Source organism: Pseudomonas sp. H3_C08 (genome assembly GCF_054669455.1).
Map to the genome: position 1 here is coordinate 3,448,271 of NZ_CP162803.1, position 15,018 is coordinate 3,463,288.

General features: G+C 59.5%; 16 protein-coding genes. All 16 read right to left on the reverse strand.

Going from position 1 to position 15,018, the window contains the following annotated elements:
• Positions 1-50: 50 nt before the first annotated feature.
• The 16 genes from AB4N74_RS15740 to tmk all read right to left on the reverse strand — a co-directional run bounded on the left by AB4N74_RS15740 (position 51) and on the right by tmk (position 15,018).
• Positions 51-1,049: an ADP-ribosylglycohydrolase family protein gene (locus AB4N74_RS15740; protein ID WP_460096584.1), complete on the reverse strand. Its 999-nt coding sequence runs from the start codon at positions 1,047-1,049 to the stop codon at positions 51-53.
• Positions 1,046-1,759 carry a GntR family transcriptional regulator gene (locus AB4N74_RS15745; protein WP_250605987.1) on the reverse strand — a complete coding sequence of 238 codons (714 nt, stop codon included), beginning with the start codon at positions 1,757-1,759 and terminating at the stop codon, positions 1,046-1,048. Before AB4N74_RS15745 ends, AB4N74_RS15740 begins: the two co-directional genes overlap by 4 nt.
• 259 nt (positions 1,760-2,018) lie before the next feature.
• Positions 2,019-2,987, reverse strand: coding sequence for an L-arabinose ABC transporter permease AraH (gene araH / locus AB4N74_RS15750; protein ID WP_026000669.1), 969 nt, complete (start codon positions 2,985-2,987; stop codon positions 2,019-2,021).
• Between the two features lie 12 nt (positions 2,988-2,999).
• Positions 3,000-4,547 (reverse strand): L-arabinose ABC transporter ATP-binding protein AraG, encoded by a 1,548-nt coding sequence (gene araG / locus AB4N74_RS15755; RefSeq protein ID WP_093435398.1) that lies wholly within the window; start codon positions 4,545-4,547, stop codon positions 3,000-3,002.
• A 53-nt stretch (positions 4,548-4,600) separates the two neighbouring features.
• Positions 4,601-5,605, reverse strand: coding sequence for a substrate-binding domain-containing protein (locus AB4N74_RS15760; RefSeq protein ID WP_320336534.1), 1,005 nt, complete (start codon positions 5,603-5,605; stop codon positions 4,601-4,603).
• Positions 5,606-5,740: 135 nt separating this feature from the next.
• The gene (locus tag AB4N74_RS15765; protein ID WP_093435401.1) at positions 5,741-6,559 is read right to left on the reverse strand and encodes an SDR family oxidoreductase; all 819 of its coding nucleotides are present in this window, start codon (positions 6,557-6,559) and stop codon (positions 5,741-5,743) included.
• 270 nt (positions 6,560-6,829) lie between these two features.
• Positions 6,830-7,705 (reverse strand): SMP-30/gluconolactonase/LRE family protein, encoded by an 876-nt coding sequence (locus AB4N74_RS15770; RefSeq protein ID WP_186620476.1) that lies wholly within the window; start codon positions 7,703-7,705, stop codon positions 6,830-6,832.
• 133 nt (positions 7,706-7,838) lie between these two features.
• Positions 7,839-8,555, reverse strand: coding sequence for a FadR/GntR family transcriptional regulator (locus AB4N74_RS15775; RefSeq protein WP_095048605.1), 717 nt, complete (start codon positions 8,553-8,555; stop codon positions 7,839-7,841).
• A gap of 200 nt (positions 8,556-8,755) precedes the next feature.
• Positions 8,756-9,316, reverse strand: coding sequence for a DUF1285 domain-containing protein (locus AB4N74_RS15780; RefSeq protein ID WP_320336532.1), 561 nt, complete (start codon positions 9,314-9,316; stop codon positions 8,756-8,758).
• A gap of 15 nt (positions 9,317-9,331) precedes the next feature.
• Positions 9,332-9,937 carry a DUF4823 domain-containing protein gene (locus AB4N74_RS15785; RefSeq protein WP_093435410.1) on the reverse strand — a complete coding sequence of 202 codons (606 nt, stop codon included), beginning with the start codon at positions 9,935-9,937 and terminating at the stop codon, positions 9,332-9,334.
• A gap of 171 nt (positions 9,938-10,108) precedes the next feature.
• Positions 10,109-11,077, reverse strand: a complete 969-nt coding sequence (locus tag AB4N74_RS15790; RefSeq protein ID WP_257355853.1) for a GTP 3',8-cyclase MoaA — start codon at positions 11,075-11,077, stop codon at positions 10,109-10,111.
• A 137-nt stretch (positions 11,078-11,214) separates the two neighbouring features.
• Positions 11,215-11,853, reverse strand: coding sequence for a TetR/AcrR family transcriptional regulator (locus AB4N74_RS15795; RefSeq protein WP_007908276.1), 639 nt, complete (start codon positions 11,851-11,853; stop codon positions 11,215-11,217).
• Between the two features lie 351 nt (positions 11,854-12,204).
• Positions 12,205-12,996 (reverse strand): TatD family hydrolase, encoded by a 792-nt coding sequence (locus AB4N74_RS15800; protein WP_460096588.1) that lies wholly within the window; start codon positions 12,994-12,996, stop codon positions 12,205-12,207.
• A 14-nt stretch (positions 12,997-13,010) separates the two neighbouring features.
• Complete coding sequence (locus AB4N74_RS15805) at positions 13,011-13,367, reverse strand: PilZ domain-containing protein (protein ID WP_093435417.1); 357 nt, start codon at positions 13,365-13,367, stop codon at positions 13,011-13,013.
• 42 nt (positions 13,368-13,409) lie between these two features.
• Positions 13,410-14,393 carry a DNA polymerase III subunit delta' gene (locus AB4N74_RS15810; RefSeq protein ID WP_460096591.1) on the reverse strand — a complete coding sequence of 328 codons (984 nt, stop codon included), beginning with the start codon at positions 14,391-14,393 and terminating at the stop codon, positions 13,410-13,412.
• A complete protein-coding gene (tmk, locus tag AB4N74_RS15815; RefSeq protein ID WP_093435422.1) occupies positions 14,386-15,018 on the reverse strand; it encodes a dTMP kinase in 633 nt (210 codons plus the stop codon). Before tmk ends, AB4N74_RS15810 begins: the two co-directional genes overlap by 8 nt.

Sequence of the window (15,018 nt, forward strand, 5' to 3'; positions counted from 1 at the left end):
ACCGTGTAATCCTTGTGGGAGCGAGCCTGCTCGCGAAGGCGCTAACCTGGTTAGCGCAAGGCCAACAGCCCCTGCACCAACGGCTCCAGCTCCAGATGATTGACGGCCTTCACCGTGTCGATCATCGGCACTGGCCAGCTCTCAAGACCCAGGCAGGCCCCGAGCATGGCGCCGAGAATCGCCGCGATGGTGTCAGTGTCACCGCCAAGACTGGCGGCCATGCACAACGCATCAAACGCGCTCATCTCGCCGACGGCCACTTGCTGCGCCAGGGCAAACGAGACCACCACCGATTCCTGCGACGCCACCGAAGTACCGATCACGTCGTAGAGCAGATCCGCCAGCAAAGCCTTGTCGCTATCGACACTGATGGTGCGCGCCCAACTGATGCGCGAGGCAATGCGCCCACCGGCCACCCAGTGCCCGTGCGCCTCGGCTTGCTGAGCGATGTGCTGGCCGAGGTTCAACGCCTCGCCCAGGTCCATGCCATTGATGCCGGCAGATACCACCGCTGCCACCGCCGCCGCACTGGAAATCCCCAACGTAGTGTTGTGGGTGACCTGACAGGCCTGTACCACCGCTGCGATAAACCGCTGAGGATCGGCAACATCCGCCGCGATCCCTACCGGCGTAATGCGCATGGCCGCGCCGTTGGTGGTGCCGTAGCGTCCGGCCTCTTCCGGCGAATGGCCGGCGAGGATCATTTCGATGGCGCGCTTGGTCGACGGCCCGAGCAAGTCCTGCGAGCCCTTGGCCTGCATCTCGGCTTCCCACTCGATCAAGCGTTGCGCGAGGATCGCCGGTTCGATGCGGCCTTTGCCTTCGACGAGCAACTCACCGACCAGAATGGCTTGTTCAGTGTCGTCGGTGATCGAGCCTTTGGGCATGTTTGCGGCGATGGGTTGCAGTGGCCCGGCATCCTGCAGATCAGTGATCTGGCCGAAGCGGGTCTTGATCGTTTCGCGGTTCAGCGATTGCGTCGGCATGCCCAGTGCATCACCGAGGGCCAGGCCATAGAAAGCACCAAGGGCACGGTTGAGCGCGGTCATTTCGATTCTCCAAATTGCAGGTGCAAACGGAAATGCACCGGATCGAGCAGGCTTTCGACCAGCTCCATAAAACGGTTCTGGCGATCGTAGGTGGTACGCAACGCCTTGAGGAAAACGGTGCCGACCGGGCGCCCGAGCAATTCGGCGTCTTCGGCATTCAACGGCTCGGCGCCGATCCATTGATCGCCGCGTTCGCCGATGTAGCCGTAGGCGGCCAGGGTGATGGTCAGGGAATTGTCGATCAGACCGACACGCGGCAGGCTTTCCAGGCCGCCGGTGGCCGGCATCAAAGAGCGTTCGAGAGAGACCAGCGTGCCGTCGTTGGAGCGCCGACGGCGGTCGAGGGTGATGAATTGGTCAGTGCCGAACCGCGAGAGCAGATCGGGCCGGGTCACGGCTTCCAGACGCAGCACTTCGGTATTGATCAGCGCGCCGCTGTCGGCCAGCGCCTGCGCCCAGCCGCTGCGCTGGTCGAGCGCGACACCGTCGAAAGTGACGATGGAGCCGACGCCGCTTTGCGTGGCGATGTAATTGCGCCGTTTCAGTTCGGCCAGCGCTTCGCGCAGCGTGCCTCGGCTGACTTGGAATTCTTGAGCCAACTGATGTTCGCCGGGCAACAGAAAGCCGTCCTCCATGAGGCCGCTTTCGATGCGTCGGACGAGTTCGTCGACCACCCGTTGTTTCTTGTCAAATCGTACCTGTCTAATCATGTACAAATTGATACCCGAAACGGGTGCGGGCGAGCAAGGAATATTTGGGGAGAGTGACGAAAGGCGGGAGAATCAAAAGCCCCTCACCCTAGCCCTCTCCCGGAGGGAGAGGGAACTGATCGAGGTGTTTATTCCAATTACATCGACCTGAAATATCCAGTCGAACTCAGGTTTGAAAAGCTAAGAGATCTGCTCCCTTTCCCCTCTCCCTCTGGGAGAGGGCTGGGCGGGCGGCGTTCCGATGAGGGTAGCCTTTGACTCAGCGTTGCTTCAGACGGTCAATCACGACGGCCAGCAGCAGGATCGAACCACGAATCACATACTGATAAAACGTGTCGATATTCTTCAAGTTCATCGCATTCTCAATGATCGCCAGAATCAACACCCCGGCAATCACATGCCGAATCATGCCGATCCCACCGCTCAACGACACCCCGCCCAACACGCAGGCCGAGATCACCGTCAGTTCAAATCCCTGACCAATCATCGGCTGCCCCGAGGTCATCCGCGACGCCAGAATCACCCCCGCCAACGCACCGATCACACCATGCACGGCAAAGATAATGATCTTGGTCCGGTCAACGTTCACACCCGCGAGCAACGCCGCTTCCTGGTTGCCGCCGATGGCCATGGTGTTGCGCCCGTAGGTGGTGTAATTCAACAGCCAACCAAAAAACAGAAAGCAAACAATGGTGATCAGAATCGGCACCGGCACGCCAAACAACTGGCCATTGCCGAAAACGAAGAACGATTCCTGCGACACGCCCACTGCTTTGCCGTTGGCAAAAATGTAAGCCAGACCGCGAACGATCTGCATGGTCGCCAACGTCGTGATCAACGCATTGACGCGCAACTTGGCAATCACGATGCCGTTGATCAACCCGACAATCAGGCCCATCACCAGCGCCGCGCTGACACCGAGAAACACGCTATTGGTGTCGCGCATCACCACCGCCGCAACCACCCCGGCGCAGGCAATCACCGAGCCCACCGACAGGTCGAAATGCCCCGACGCCAGGCAGTACAACATCGTGCACGCGGCAATCCCGGTGGTGGAAATCGCCAAGCCCAGGCCACGCATGTTCAGCGGCGAAAGAAAGTTGTCGATCAGCAGCGTGCAGGCAACGAATATGCCCACAGCCGCCAGCAACATGACCCAGTCATCAAGGAAGCGTCGCATGTCCAGCGGCTTGCGCTCTTTCGGCAGAGTTTCGTTTTGGGTTGTCATCATAGTCACCTCTCAGTTCGCCACGCCGTCAGCGCGGTGGCGCGGCAAAGCCAGTTGCAGCAGGTTGGATTCATTGGCCTGGTCGCGGCTGATTTCGCCGCGCAAGGCGCCTTCGCAGAGCACCAGAATGCGGTCGGAAATGCCCATCACTTCCATCAGGTCGCTGGACACCACGATCACCGAAATACCCTCAGCAGCGAGGTTATGGATGATCTGGTAAATCTCGGCTTTGGCACCGATGTCGATGCCGCGCGTCGGTTCGTCGAGCAGCAGGACCTTCATCGGCATCGACAGCCAGCGACCGAGAATGGCCTTCTGCTGATTGCCGCCGGAGAGGAATTTGATCTGCTGGCCGGCGTGCGGGGTTTTCACTTTCAGCGCTTTGATCTGTTTGTCGGCGTTGCCCTTTTCCCACAGACCACGAATCAGGCAACCGAGGCCCGAATGAGCGCCGCGTGCGCTGATGTTGATGTTTTCCGCGACGCTGGCCAGCGGGATGATGCCTTCCTTCTTGCGATCTTCCGGGCAGAGAAGAATGCCCGCAGCAATCGCGTCGCGCGGTGAGCGCAGTTTCAGTTCGTGACCGCGCAATTCGAGGCGTCCGGCGGTGTTGCGTTCCAGCCCGCTGAGCAAGCGAAACAGCTCGGTGCGCCCTGCCCCGACCAATCCGAACAGGCCAAGGATTTCACCTTTGTGCGCTTCGAAACTGATCGGCTCGCGCAGACCCGGGCCGAGCAAACCATCAACCTTCAGCGCGACGGCACCGCGTGGTCGATGGCGATAATCGTAGATGTCCTGAATGTCACGACCGACCATGCAGGTCACCAGTTGATCGTGGGTCAACTGGCTCATGTCGTCGAAGGTGCGCACGTAGCGACCGTCCTTGAACACCGTCACGGCGTCACAGATGCGGAACACTTCTTCCATGCGGTGGGAAACGTAGAGCACGACTTTGCCCTCGTCACGCAAGCGGCCGATGATTGCCATCAAGCGGTCGATCTCGCGGGCCGAAAGGCTGCTGGTCGGCTCGTCGAAAGCGATGACGTGGGCACCGCGCGACAGCGCCTTGGCGATTTCCACCAGTTGCCGCTGGCCGAGGGACAAGCGCCCGACCTTGGTCTGCGGATCGATTTCGTCGGCCAGGCCTTTGAGGCAGTTCAACGCTTGCTGACGCAGGACACCGCGATTGATCAAACCGAAACTGGCCGGCAGATGGCCGAGAAACAGGTTTTCGGCGACGGTCATTTCCGGCACCAGATGCAACTCCTGGTGAATCACCGCGACGCCGCTGCCGATGCTGTCAGCGGTCGACTTGAACGCCATGGTCTGCTCGCCGATCTGCAACTCGCCGCTGCTCGGGATGTAAGCACCGCCGAGGATTTTCAGCAGGGTCGATTTGCCAGCGCCGTTCTCGCCCATCAAGGCGTGAACCTGGCCGGGATGGGCGACAAAGCTGATGGCGTCCAGCGCTTTCACCCCGGGAAAGGTTTTGCCGATCCCGTTGAAGCGCAGGCTGCCGCTGGCACCGTGTTGTTCTTGTGTTTGTACTTGCGCGTGCATAAAGCCACCTCTTCACACCGAAAAACGGCCCGGCTGCCCGGGCCGTCACTGCGTCAGTTCCACAGGCCGATTTTTTCCAGCTCTTGCTTGAAGTTCTCGCGGGTGATCAGGGTGACGTCGTCCATCGCGGTGTACTTCGGCGGTTCTTTGCCGGTGGTGACCCACTCGTACATCATCTCGGCAGTCTTGTAGCCTTCGATGTGCGGGCTTGGCAGCATTGAGCCAAAGAAGCCGCTGTCAGGCTTTTTCAGTTCGCCGATGGCGTCGGTGCCGTTGATGCCGATGCCGATCACGTTGGTCGCGGCAAAACCGGCGGCTTCGGTGGCGCGTACGCCGCCGAGCACGGTGTTGTCGTTCATGCCGCCGATGATCAGGTTTTTCGCCGCGCTCGGCAGTTTCACCAGCGCCGAGTTGGTGGCGTCCATGCTGCCCGGCACGTCGAGGGTTTTCAGCGCGGCAAACAGAATGTGATCCTTCGGCATCCCGGCGTCCTCGAGGGATTTCACCGAACCGTCGGTGCGCTTCTTGCCGGTGTCGAGTTCGTTGTAGGTGTTGACCACCGCGTAAGTGTCTTTCCAGTCCCAGTTACGTTTCTTCGCTTCGGCGACCATGGCGTTGCCCTGCTTCTGGCCAACTTCAAACGCGGCCATGCCGAGGTACGGCACGTCTTCCATGAACTTGCCGTTGGCGTCGACGAAACGGTCATCGACGGCAATCACTTTCAGGTCGTTGAGTTTGGCCTTGGCCATGATTGCCGGGCCGAGCGAGACGTCCGGCGGGCAAATCACGAAGCCCTTGGCACCGTTGGCAGCAAGACTGTCGATCGCCGAGAGGGTTTTCTCACCGTCCGGCACGGCAATCTTGATCAGTTCAAAGCCCTTGTCCTTGGCGGCTTTCTCGGCGAAGGCCCACTCGGTCTGGAACCACGGTTCTTCCGCCTGCTTGACCAGAAAACCGATTTTCACGGTGTCGGCAGCGAGCAGGGCACTGCTCAGGCTGAACGCGGTGACCGCCAGGGCGGTACTGCACAGGGTACGAATCCCGAAACGACGTTTCATAAGCTGACTCCTTGTTATTTTTTTGAGCAATGTTTGAAAAGCGTTAAAGCGTGTTCCTGCAATGCCTGTTGAAAATAGTCATATCGTATGATGATTGGATTTAACACGGATTTATCCGCGTGAAAGCCACTGTGCTCAGTCGTGGTACATCACCGAGCGACCACCATCGATGGTGATGCATGAAGCATTGATGAACGGCGCTTCATCACTGGCCAGAAACACCGCCGTCATTGCCACTTCGAGCGGCTGACCGATGCGTTTCGGCGGGTGCAGATCGAAGGCGCGCTGACGCTCGGCGTGCGGGTCGGCGAAACCGTTCCAGTAATCGACGTTCAGTTGCGTTTCGATATAGCCCGGCGCGATGGCGTTGACGCGAATACCTTTCGCCGCGTATTCGATGCCGAGCGCGCGGGTCAGGCCGAGCAAACCGTGCTTGGCCACCGGGTACGGAAAGCAACCGGGAATGATGTGGCTGGAATGGGTCGAGGCGATATTGATGATGCTGCCGACGCCCTGCTCGATCATCTGCGGCAGCACTGCCTTGCAACCAAACCAGGCGCCGTCCAAATCAATGGCGAAGCAGCGACGCCAGTCTTCTTCGGTCATGGCCAGCGGATCACGGAACACGTTGACCCCGGCGCAGTTGACCAGCACATCGATGCGCCCGTGCAGCTCAACGGCGCGTTTGGCCATGGCATGCAGGTCGGGCTGATGCGAGACATCCGCCTTCAGCGCTTGCACGTCGTAACCTTGCTCACGCCAGTGCACGGCAACCGTCTCGACTTTTTCCGCCTGAATATCACTGATCACCAGTTTCGCTTGCTGCGAGGCGAACGCCGCAACAATGGCTTCGCCGATGCCTTGCGCGGCCCCGGTCAGCAGCACGACCTTGTTTTTCAGACGCTCGCCCTTCGGCGGTGCGGGCACCGACGGCAGGGAAAGAGGTTCAGCCATGGATCAGGACTCCTGTTTCGCAAGCACAAAAAAACCGGGCATCTGCCGATGTCCGGTCTGGAAGGCGGTTGGAACGAAACAGGCAAGCGCACGCGACAGCTTGGGGCCGTTGCGAGACGCGGACTCCACACGGGAGTGCGATAGACATTCGCTGCATCACTTCACCTGTTTTGTTTTTTTAAGTGTGAGTGCGTGTTACTGCTGGAGCCGACTATAAACCCGACTGCCGAATAATCTCAATATATAATTTTGCATCCCATATTTTGGGATTTAACTGGCAAACCGTGTACAGAGTTTTCCTGCGACATCCACGCGCATCGACAGCACCGCGCCATCCAGCGGATGGTTGTGCGGACTCTTGGCACTGGTGATGTACAGGGTTTTCAGGTCTTCACCGCCGAACACACAACTGGTCGGGCGGCTGACTGGCAGATCAATCCTGCGGTCGACCTTGCCGTCAGGCGTCAGGCGCAGCAGGCAGCTACCGTCCCAGCGGGCATTCCACACGTAGCCTTCGGCATCCATTGCTGAACCGTCCGGGCCACCGTTCTGATCAGGGCCGTACCAGGGAGTGGCCACATCAAGGTTGCCGTCGGCGTGAATAAAATAGCGATACAGCGTGTCCTCGAGACTGTCACCGAACAGGACTGTGGTGCCGTCGTCGCTCCACAGCAACGTATTGGGAATGCCCAGGCCGCGCAGCAATGGCGTGACCCGTTTATCCGGATCAATGCGGAACAGGCCACCGCAGCGCTGGGTGATCGGCAGATCTTCGCCCTGCTCGCCGATGTTGTTTTGCATGGTGCCGAGCCACAGTCGCCCCTGAGCATCGCAACGCGCTTCGTTGGGGCGATTGCCCGGTTGCGGGTCGGCGACGCAGAACAGCGTCAGTCGTGGTTCGAGGCCCGGGGAATCGAGGTCGAGACGATAGACGCCGCTGCTCAGGGTCACCAGTGCATCGCCGCTGGCGCAGGGGATGAACGCGGAAACGTGTTCGGGCATCTGCCAGATCTGCACGTTCTGGCCGATCAGGCGCAGGACCTGTTTGCCGGCGATGTCCACCCAGTACAACGCCTGCGTCGGTGCGTCCCAGAACGGGCCTTCACCGAGTCGGGCGCGGTGTTGGGTCAGGGCGGTCCACGTCATGACAACTCCTTGGATCTTGTTGTTGTTTTAATGTGGGAGCGAGCCTGCTCGCGAAGGCGTCGTGTCAGTCGATGCATGAGTTGCCTGATACACCGCCTTCGCGAGCAGGCTCGCTCCCACAGGGAAATTTGTATTAACCAGCTTTTTTGTCGGCCATGACTTTCGGGTAGAAGCGTTTGATCGCCAGGTCCGCATTGTCGATCAGTGTCATGCACGCCCACACGCCCCGCGCGGAATCCCGGGCGGCGATGGCGTCGGCCATGTCCTTGTGGATCGGCAAGGTGCGGCGCAGTTCATCCGGATCGGCAGCAGATACTTCGAACGACACCGCCAGCAATGCGCCGAGGGCCGGAACCATTTGTTCAATGAATTGATTGTGGCTGGCCGCGAGGATGCATTCGTGGAAGAACTGGTCGGCGCGGTTGTAATCGGTGCCGCTGTCGACCGCGCGCTCGAGGGCGTTGTAAGCCAGTTGCACCGCTTCGATCTGGTCCAGCGTCGCCCGCTCACATGCCCAGCGCACGGCCATCGGTTCGATGGTGCGGCGCAGGTCAAGCAAGTCATCGACAAAATTTTCCGGCAGGCCGTTGCGCGACAGCCAACCGACCACTTGCGGATCGAACAGGTTCCAGCGCCGCACCGGCAGCACGCGGGTGCCGACTTTCGGCCCGACTTCGAGCATGCCTTTGGCGACGAGGGTTTTGATTGCTTCGCGAATAACCGTGCGACTGACGCCGAGCTGTTCACCCAGATCGGCCTCGACCTTGATGGTCTGCCCCGGCTTGACCTGGCCAGCGGCGATCCAGCTGCCCAGCCAGTCGACCGTGGATGCGTGAAAGCTGCTGGACATGAACACCTCAAAGCGGGTCGCGATGGGTGAACACGCTAATCATCATATGATTAACAGTCAATCAGGATTTTCAGGCAACCCACAAAACCAAATGTGGGAGCGAGCCTGCTCGCGAAGGCGGTAGGTCAGTCAATACCCAGGCTGACTGATAAACCGCTTTCGCGAGCAAGCTCGCTCCCACAGTTCGGGATTTGTATTGCTCAGGGTTCCAGGCCGACGCGGAAGAACTCGCCGCCGCTCCACACACCGAGCCAGCGCTGGCCATCGATTTCGCGACTGACCGCCAGCTCCACCAGTTGATAGAACACATTGCGGTGAATCAGCGCTTCAAGGTTGGTGCGCACATGCACGTAAGGCGCCGGCTCCTGGGTCACGGGATCAATCTCAACCCGGATCGGATGCGCCGGCCCGGCCTCGGTGGTTTCATCAACGTTAGTGGTAAAGCGCAACAGCTGCGCCTCCCCTTCGCCTTCAACCTCGACCGCAATCGCCACAAACGGCGCATCGTCGACCTTGATCCCGACCTTCTCGACCGGGGTAATCAGGAAATAATCATCGCCGTCGCGGCGCATGATCGTGGAGAACAATTTGACCATCGGCTTGCGCCCGATCGGCGTGCCCAGGTAATACCAGGTGCCGTCGCGGGCGATGCGCATGTCGATGTCGCCGCAGAAGTCCGGATTCCACAAGTGCACCGGCGGCAAGCCTTTGGTTTTGGGGATCTGTCCCAACAGGTCATTGGCTTTTTGCGGGCCACTCATGGCGTTCTCCTTGAATTATTGGTCGCCGACTCCCAACAGGCTGCGCGCGTACTGGGCCAGCGGCGGGCCGATCAGGTCTTCGGGTTTGTTGTCGTGGAACGTCAGTAAACCGCCACGACTCTTGATGCGTGCAGTATCAATCAAATACTGGGTGCTGGTCTCGATCAACATGATCTGAATCACACCGCCGTCGATGCCGAGGCGATCAACCGCTTCTTCATCGAGCCACTCATCGGAGTTGCCGATGCGATCGTCAGCCTTGGCGAAACGCGTGTACAGCAGATAGTGCGCACCAGCATCGCGAGCTTCGCCCATCGCCTGATCGAGGCCTTCCGGCGCGCGAGCACGGCGGACCATCGGGAAGTACTCGACGAAGCCCTTGAAGGCTTCTTCGGCCACCACGTTCGGACGCGGGTAGGAACCGCCCGGCGGTGCGAACGCGCCTTGGGCAATGTAGATGAACGAGTCCGGCTGAATGCGGAAGTTGTTCACGCGACGGCTGTCGCTATGATCCAGCAAGCCCGCGTCGCTCATCTGGTAGCGAGTGCCTTCGGCCATATCGCTGACAGTCATACAGCCGCCAAGCGCCAAAACGGCCAGCAGCAAAACCAGGCTACGCATCCTATTCCTCCAGAGGCCGGTGACGGAAAACCGGCGAATGGCCGTAGGATGCAGCTTTTGCGCCAGCTCTGGTTCTTCGTTGATTGATAAATCGTATTCGCGAGCAAGCTCGCTCCCACCAGTGGAATGCATTCCAAGGTGGGAGCGAGCCTGCTCGCGAATAGGGGGATGTCAGCCGCCGATAATCTTCATGATCGTTGCGCCGCCGGAGAACGCCACTTCCTGCTTGTCGCCCAACGCCTTGACCAGCAAACGCTGGAGCGCTGGCAAGGCCTGATGACGCGGCTTATCGAGCAAATCGCCGACATAGTGACGGTTGCTCGACGACAGGCAACCATGTAGCCAACCGGTCGACGACAGGCGCAAGCGCGAGCAGGTCCGGCAGAACGGCACGCTTTCGTTGGCGATCACGCCAAAGTTGCCCAGGCCAGGAATCGCATAGCGCACCGCCGTAGCGTCCACTGGCGCGTCGGTTTGCGCGTACTCGTAACGTTCGCCAATCAGCTGCAGCAATTGCTGCAGGCTGACGAACTGTTGCAGGAACGCATTGGAGTCCTTGGCCAGATGGCCCATGCGCATCAGCTCGATAAAGCGCAGTTCGTATCCGCGCTCCAGGCAGTAATCCAGCAGCGGCATCACCTGGTCGAGGTTCTGCCCGCGCAACGGCACCATGTTGACCTTGATCTTCATCCCCGCCGCTGCCGCCTGATCCATGCCGTCGAGCACGGTGGCCAGATCGCCGCCACGGGCGATGCTGCGGAAAGCACCGGCGTCGAGGGTATCGAGGGACACGTTGATCCGGCGCAGACCAGCATCCACCAGCAGCGGCAGTTTTTTTGCAAGGAGTTGACCGTTGGTGGTCAGGCTGATGTCTTCCAGGCCCATCTTGCCGACAGCGGTCATGAACGATTCGAGTTTGGGGCTGACCAGCGGCTCGCCACCGGTAATTCGCAGCCGCTCGATGCCGGCGGCCTCGATCAGATACGCCACGCCACGCGCCATGGCTTCGGCCGACAGTTCATCCTGCGCAGCCACCAGCCGCTTGCCGTTGGGCACGCAGTAGGTACACGCGTAATTGCAGGCTGAAGTCAGACTGATCCGCAAATTGCGAAAACGCCTGCCTTGACGGTCAACGATCATGATCACTCCGGCGATAGAAAATCGAGCCGCTAAAACTTGACTCACAAATCAAGTTTTAGCAAGCCCTATGCCTGAGTATATTCCTGCGTTACTGCGTCATGTAGCGAATTCATGGCGCAATAAGGCGGCTGAATGGCTCAGCTGCTTGGCGTTTCCGGGTCACGCTTGCGTTTGTTGCCCATGCGCACGCCAATGTCCATCAGGAACTGGAAGAAACCTTCCTGATCTTCCAGCACATTGCTCCAGAACGGCGAGTGATACAGCGCCACAGCGCCGTGCACCAGCGCCCAGGAGGCGCAGTAGTGGAAGTATGGCGGCACGTCTTCGAGCTTGCCTTCGCTGATACGGCCCTTGATCAGCAGGGTCAGGCGTTCGAAGTTCGAGGCACGGATCTTGTGCAGCTCCTCGACCATTTCCGGCACCTGATTGCCTTTGACGACCTTCTCTTCGAGACGGTCGAACAGGCGATAACGCTGCGGGTCGCGCATGCGGAATTCGAAGTAGGCGCGGGACAGCGCTTCCTTGTCCTTGTCGACATCGGCCGAATGCAGCAGCTCGTTCAAATCACGCTCGTAATCGAGCATGAGGCGCAGATAGATCTCGGCCTTGGATTTGAAGTGCTTGTAGATCGTGCCTTTGCCGATACCCACGGCATCAGCAATCATCTCGACGGTGACACTGTCTTCACCTTGGTCGAGGAACAGCTTGAGCGCGGTATCGAGAATTTCTTGCTCGCGGCGACGAAACTCACGGACCTTACGAGGTTCTTTGTGCATAAGAAAAGGTCTGAAGGGTCAAAATTCGAAGCCGCGTATTATGCCTAACTTGCGCAAAAATGCACGGATCATCCGACCATATCTGTGTTTCATGTTCATTTTGAGAACGTTTTGGGCGCAATGAGAACTCAACTGAAGCGAACGTATTCCAAATTTGTTTAAAAACCCCGACCGGCTAACTGGACTGCACGCCAGACTGATCAATACTTGAACTGTCGGGCGACATCTCCCCCAAGTGTCGTGCCGGTAAAGGTACCAAGGGACCGCGTGCCTTTGTTTTACTCCTAATGGTCTTAACCCGGATTCACCCCCCAGAACCCGGGTTTTTTTTGCCTGCGATTTGGCTAAGGCCTACAGGGCAGATTTAACACAGGCCAGCGGGAACAGACGCTTGAAGTTCTCGGTTGTCTGCTCGGCAAAACGCTCGTAGTTTTCCCCACGCAACATCGCCAGAAACTCCGCCACTTCACGCACGTACTGCGGCAGGTTCGGCTTGCCGCGATAAGGGATCGGTGCCAGATACGGTGAATCGGTTTCCACCAGCAAGCGATCCGCCGGGACCTTGCTCGCGACGTCGCGCAACGCATCAGCATTGCGGAACGTGACAATACCCGACAGGGAAATGTAATAACCCATGTCCAGTGCAGCCTTGGCCATGTCCCAGTCTTCGGTGAAGCAATGCAGCACACCGGCCTGAGGCAACGCCGCTTCGCGCAGCAATTCAAGGGTATCGGCACGCGCGCCACGGGTGTGGATGATCACCGGTTTGCCGGTCTGCTGCGCCGCTTGCAGGTGCAGACGGAACGACTCCTGCTGCAGTTCGGCGGCTTCCGGTTCGTAGTGATAATCGAGGCCGGTCTCACCAATCGCCACGACTTTCGGGTGATTGAGTTCGTGCAACAGCCAGTCCAGCGCTGGCGCCGCACCGGGTTGTAAATCGAGCGGATGCACGCCGACCGAACAATCGACATCGTCAAAACGCTCAGCCAGGGCTTTGACGTCGGCAGCGTTATCGGCACTCACGCCGATGCACAAGAAGTGCCCTACTCCGCGCTCACGGGCCGCATCCAGTGCAGCATCCAGCGAGCCGTCATGGGCGGCGAGGTCGAGGCGATCAAGGTGACAATGGGAATCTACAAGCATAAAAAGACGGCTACTTACATCGTATGAGTGGGACGGTCGGATTTAAGCGCTCCGGCCAGATGGGTTTCGATGCGACTGCGCGCCGTGTTGTCGCCATCGTTGAACTGTACGCCGACACCGGCAGCGCGATTGCCTTGCGCCCCTTTGGGGGTGATCCACGCGACCTTGCCGGCCACCGGGATCTTCTCGGCCTCGTCCATCAGGTTGAGCAGCATGAACACCTCATCGCCCAAGCGGTAACTCTTGTTGGTCGGGATGAACAGGCCACCGTTCTTGATAAACGGCATATAAGCGGCGTAGAGCACCGACTTGTCCTTGATGTTCAGGGACAAAATGCCGTTGCGCGGCCCGGGGCTGACGGATTCATTCATGTTGACCTCCACTGCTGATGTTCAGAGTCTAGGTACACATTCTTATCTTTGACCAGGCAATCCCGCCCATTGCACCAACAACGCTTCCAGCAGCAAGGCCGGATTGAGGTTGGCTTTGCTCATGACCTTCTGCCGCTGGGCGAGAATCCAGTCCTGGATCTCGAGGACTTTGCCTTGCGCACTTTTCTGCGCCAGGTATTGCACGACTTTGCGCATGTCGGTCAGACCGAGCCCTGCTTCATCCTGAGTCAATTGATAACGCACGATCAGGCTCGACCAATCGCAGAACCAGTCAAACAGACGCAGCATCGGAATGCTTTTCCACTCCTCAGCCAGTTGCGTCGGCGATTGCTGCTGCTTGAGCAACTTCTTCACGCCTTCGACCACTTGCGCGCGCTGCTCGCGCACGCCCTGAGACTGCAGACTGACCGCCATCAACGGTGAGCCGGCGGCCAGCGTCAGCAGTTCGACACGTTCGTCTTCGGAGCAGTCCGGCAGCGCCTGAGCCAGCCATTGCAGGCTCATCGCCTCGCCCGGCAGCGGACAGGCCTGCTGCACGCAACGGCTCTTGATCGTTGGCAGCAAGCGACTGGTCTGGTGGCTGACCAACAGCAAAACGGTATCGCCGGAAGGCTCTTCAAGGCTCTTGAGCAAGGCGTTGGCGGCATTGATGTTCATCGACTCGACCGGCTCGATCAGCACCACTTTGCGCCCGCCCAGTTGCGCGGTCTGCACCACGAAGCTGACCAGATCGCGGACCTGATCGACCTTGATCGCCTTATCGGCTTCTTCCGGTTCGAGAATGTAATTATCGGGGTGACTGCCGGCCTTGAGCAGCAGGCAGGATTTGCACTCGCCGCAGGCTTCCGGCGTCGGCCGCTGGCACAACAGGCTGGCCATCAAGCGTTCGGCCAGCGCACGTTTGCCGATGCCGGCCGGGCCATGCAGCAGATAGGCGTGGGCGTGCTGCTTACGCCCGGCCAGTTGCTGCCAGAGGCTGTCCTGCCATGGATAGGCCTCAGCCACGGGCCAGCTCCAGCAAATTCGGAATCAGGGTATCCAGCGATTGTTGAACCTTGGCCAGTGGCTGACCGGCATCGATGCGCACATAGCGCGCGGGATCGGCTTCGGCGCGCTTCAGAAACGCATTGCGTACAGCCTCGAAAAACGCCCGGCCTTCCAGTTCGAAACGATCCAGACGGCCACGGGCACTGGCGCGGGCCAGGCCGATTTCTACCGGCAGATCGAAAATCAGCGTCAGATCCGGACGCAGGTCGCCCTGCACGAAAGTTTCCAGTGTGGCGATGCGCTCCAGCGACAAACCGCGACCGCCGCCCTGATAGGCGTACGTGGAATCGGTGAAACGATCACACAGCACTACCGCACCCCGGGCCAGCGCCGGTCGAATCACTTCAGCCAGGTGCTGAGCGCGCGCGGCGAATACCAGCAACAACTCGGCGTCCGGGTTCATGACCTCGTCGGCCGGCGCCAGCAGCACTTCGCGAATCCGCTCGGCCAATGGCGTGCCACCCGGCTCGCGGGTCAGCACCACTTCGATACCGGCGGCGCGCAGGCGCTCGGCAAGGTATTCGCGGTTAGTGCTTTTGCCGGCGCCTTCCGGGCCTTCCAGGGTAATAAACAAGCCAGTCAC